The sequence below is a fragment of the Alphaproteobacteria bacterium genome, assembly GCA_018063245.1.
Classification (GTDB): Bacteria; Pseudomonadota; Alphaproteobacteria; order JAGPBS01; family JAGPBS01; genus JAGPBS01.
Genome location: JAGPBS010000085.1, coordinates 1 through 3,906 on the forward strand (window position 1 = coordinate 1; position 3,906 = coordinate 3,906).

6 protein-coding genes are annotated in these 3,906 nt (G+C 38.9%); all 6 read left to right on the forward strand.

From position 1 onward, the window contains the following. Positions 1–661 (forward strand): FliM/FliN family flagellar motor switch protein (locus KBF71_08870; protein MBP9878423.1); only part of this gene is annotated, 661 nt, incomplete at its 5' end. 10 nt (positions 662–671) lie between these two features. Beyond that, complete coding sequence (locus KBF71_08875; GenBank protein MBP9878424.1) at positions 672–1,250, forward strand: hypothetical protein; 579 nt, start codon at positions 672–674, stop codon at positions 1,248–1,250. 2 nt (positions 1,251–1,252) lie between these two features. After that, complete coding sequence (locus KBF71_08880; GenBank protein MBP9878425.1) at positions 1,253–2,062, forward strand: hypothetical protein; 810 nt, start codon at positions 1,253–1,255, stop codon at positions 2,060–2,062. A gap of 128 nt (positions 2,063–2,190) precedes the next feature. Further along, the gene (locus tag KBF71_08885; protein MBP9878426.1) at positions 2,191–2,574 is read left to right on the forward strand and encodes a response regulator; all 384 of its coding nucleotides are present in this window, start codon (positions 2,191–2,193) and stop codon (positions 2,572–2,574) included. Positions 2,575–2,600: 26 nt separating this feature from the next. Then, positions 2,601–3,269: a protein phosphatase CheZ gene (locus KBF71_08890; protein ID MBP9878427.1), complete on the forward strand. Its 669-nt coding sequence runs from the start codon at positions 2,601–2,603 to the stop codon at positions 3,267–3,269. A 26-nt stretch (positions 3,270–3,295) separates the two neighbouring features. Next, the coding region (locus tag KBF71_08895) for a hypothetical protein (protein ID MBP9878428.1) at positions 3,296–3,906 on the forward strand (611 nt) is incomplete at its 3' end.

Sequence of the window (3,906 nt, forward strand, 5' to 3'; positions counted from 1 at the left end):
GGATAACTATGGACTGATGCTTGTTGATAGCTCTCTGATCTATTCCGTTGTTGACGTTTTGTTGGGTGGACGGAAGGGATCTTCAGTTCTGCGTGTTGAAGGGCGCCCTTATACAACGATTGAGCGTAATTTGGTTGAGAAAATGTTGCATGTCATGATGAATGATATGTCTGCAGCCTTTGATCCTTTGTCACCAGTGACTTTCCGGTTTGATCGATTGGAAACAAATCCAAAATTTGCAACGATAGGACGTCCTGGAAATGCAGCTGTTTTGATTCGCTTGCGTGTTGATATGGATGATAGAGGCGGTCGTGTTGAAATTGTGATTCCTTACGCAACCCTTGAGCCTATTCGTGAACTCTTGCTCCAAATGTTTATGGGGGAGAAGTTTGGTCGAGACTCTATTTGGGAGACCCACTTGGCAAAACAATTATGGATGACTCATGTGCCATTAAAAGCAGTTTTGGATGAGATGACCTTTTCACTCAATGAAGTGATTCATTGGCAAGTCGGTAGCCAGATTGTTTTAAATTGCGGTGCGAAGGATCCTGTTGAGCTCCGTTGTGGAGATGTTCCATTATTCGATGGAAAGTTAGGGAGATGCGCAGGCAATATCGCTGTTTGTATAGATCGTAAAGTTAAACGACAAGAAATGCCTTAAGGAGAAGGTGATGGAATATTTTGATCTCTATTTTAATTTGCTCTTTATCATCTTGCTCTCTTGCATGATTTTTTATTCGATTCGTTTGAATAAACAATTAAAAGCTTTTGCGGAATCACGTGATGATTTTCAGACCATGATGAAAGATTTAAATAATACATTTGGGGAAGCGGATAGCAATATAAAAGGGTTTCAGAACCTGACATCCGATTCGCACCGTGAATTAGATGAGAAAATCTCTCTTGCGATCTCTCTTGCGGATGAATTGAAATTCATGATCGAGTCAGCAGATCATATTGCGACAAGATTAGAGCATGCTTCTGAGAATAATACAAAAAATAGAGGTGCTGCGCCTGTCTCGCCTTCTGGGCCATCTTCTCCTGTGCCAGAACAATATGCGCCTGAAGTTGACTATTATAAATCATCAAATCCTGCAAGTACTGCGGCCAGAAGAGAAGCAGCAATGTCTTATCAGTCACGTTCAAATGCCAATATGGCTTTCAGAGACCGTGCGCCAGTTGGATCTGCTGGTGTTCAGTCTAAGGTTGAAAAAGATATTCTTAATGTTATGAAAGTAAAGGCTAGATAAGTATGCTGAGACCTGCACGCGTTCGTATTCTTCCTATTTTGATTTTTATTGCGGTCCTTTTCTTGGGTTTCCGGATTAATCATTTTATTGCAGTGCTTTCAGGGGCTGTGAATCCAGATATGTTTTTACAAAAGGCAGATGCGGCTGATCCAAAAGCAGAAAAGCCAGCAGCTGAGCCAAAGGCTGAAAATACACCAGCTGAGCCAAAAACAGAGGCAACTGCAGCCAAAGAGACGAAAACAGAAGCAGCTGGTGAAAAGGCGCCTGCAGAGGCAAAGCCTGAAGGAGCAGAACATGCTGCAGCTGAAGGCGGTAAGGAAGGCAAAGCAGAGAAAAAAACTCCAGAGCAAGAGCTGGAAGAATTAAAAATCAAGCCTAAGATATATGAGACTCAACCAGATGATTTGGCTGCAGCTGATCGAAAAATTATAGAAGAGTTAGGCATTTTAAAAACTGAAATTCAGGATAAGAAACAGGCGTTAGATGAGCGTGAGGTGCTTTTGCAAGTGACCGAAAAACGTGTTGATGAGAAAATTTCTGAACTCCAAGCCTTGAAGAATCAAATTGAGACAATATTAGGTAAGCTTGATCAAGAACAAAAAGAAAAGATCTTAAGTTTGGTTAAAATTTACGAAGCCATGAAACCAAAGGATGCAGCTCGGATTTTTGATAATTTAGAGATGGACGTTCTGATTGAAGTAGCCGATCACATGAAAGAAGCTAGGTTAGCACCAATTATGGCAAAGATGAATGATGGAAAAGCAAAGTCTTTAACGCGTCTCATGGCAGAGAGAAAGAAATTTTCAGGATAATCATGTTATGTATTATAAATTTTTACGAGTTGATAATCTTCAATGATTTACAATGAAGAATACCTAAAATTTGTGAGCAAAATTGGAGATTGTGTCACGTAAGCTGGAAAATTGGAAAGGGGGCGTAAATGGTTAATTTAAATATGAACATACTGATTGTTGATGATTATAAAACGATGTTGCGCATTATTAGGAACCTTCTGAAACAAATTGGCTTTGATCATGTAGACGAGGCTTCTGATGGGAGCGCAGCACTTAAATCGCTGAGAGAAAAAGATTATGGATTGATTATTTCTGACTGGAACATGGAACCAATGACAGGACTTGAGTTGCTCAAAGAAGTGAGAGCAGATACAAAATTGAAAGAAACACCATTCATTATGATTACAGCCGAAAGCAAGTCTGAAAATGTCATTGCAGCAAAGCAAGCCGGTGTTAATAATTATATTGTGAAGCCGTTTAATGCTGAAACACTGAAGACAAAACTGCAAAGTGTTTTAGGTAAGTTTTAATCACGTAGTTGGCACAGGATGAATGAATGAAATTTCAGGAAAACACAGAGGCTTCACAATCGATTGATTTGGACGTAGATCTCGAGACATTATTTGCTGAGTCTCCTTTGTCAAAAGATGAATTGAAAGCATTGGTTCATAATATTATCCAGAGTTTTAAAAATGAAAATACGCATCAAAAAGATTTGAGGCTTTATGCCGAGCTTGAAATGCTTTCAAAGTTTATCCAGAATGCAAAAAAAGAGTTATCATCCATTCATCCAGAAGAAATAAGTTCTAATCACATTCCAACCGCTTATGATGAGCTTGATGAAGTGATTGGTGCAACTGAACGTGCAACAGGTGAAATTCTGGAATCATGTGAGAAAATTCAAGAAGTGTCAGCGCAGTTTGATGCTGAAGCCCAAGCATTGGTTGTAAATGAAGTGACAAAAATTTTTGAGGCCTGTAACTTCCAAGATTTAACGGGGCAACGCATCTCTAAAGTCGTGAAAACACTTATTCGGATAGATAATAAAATCAATGGAATGCTTTTAGCATTTGGTGATGACACTGCAAATATAGATAAAGCTAAATTGGCAAAAGATTTAGAAAAAACGGATAGAGAAAGAGATTTATTACTTCATGGCCCTCAGTTGACAAAGGATGCAATTGCGCAAGATGATGTTGATCGTTTGTTTGACGAGAGGATTTAAGCAGTGTTTTTGTGTTAGGTGTTTTCGTGAGTGATGTAGATGATTATTTGCCCGGTCAAAAAGAGAACGGGCCTAAAAAACAAGAGCTTCTATTTTTAGCATTAATGGTCTTGTTGCTTGCTTTTTTTATTGTTTTGCAATCAATGTCTGTTCCCCAGCTTGACAAACAAGAAAAAGCTTTGAAAAGCATTGAGCAGACCTTTCAATATGATGATGAGCTTATCTTAATCCACGGTGATAATGTCTCTAGCCAACAAGATGATAAAATAGGATTTCCTGATCAAATCAAAGACATTGGCGATCTCTTTGAAACAAAGATGCAGCTTGTGAAAGTGACAAAGGCATCGCAAGGGAACGTTATGATGGTTGAACTTCCGATAGATGAGCTTTTTGATCATAATTCAGATCATCTTTTGCCAATTAGTCAGCCTATATTGAATCGAGTGGCTAATGCGCTTCGAGTGCAGAGAAGTGATGGTTTTTATAAGATGGATTTTTATTTGATGAGACCTTTACGCAAGGAATATACAACAGAGCAGCGCCAATTAGATATAGCAAGAGCTGGTAAAATCGCGCTTTATATGACCAATCTCAATGTTGATTCATCGAGAATAGGAATTGGTATCCAGATCGGTGA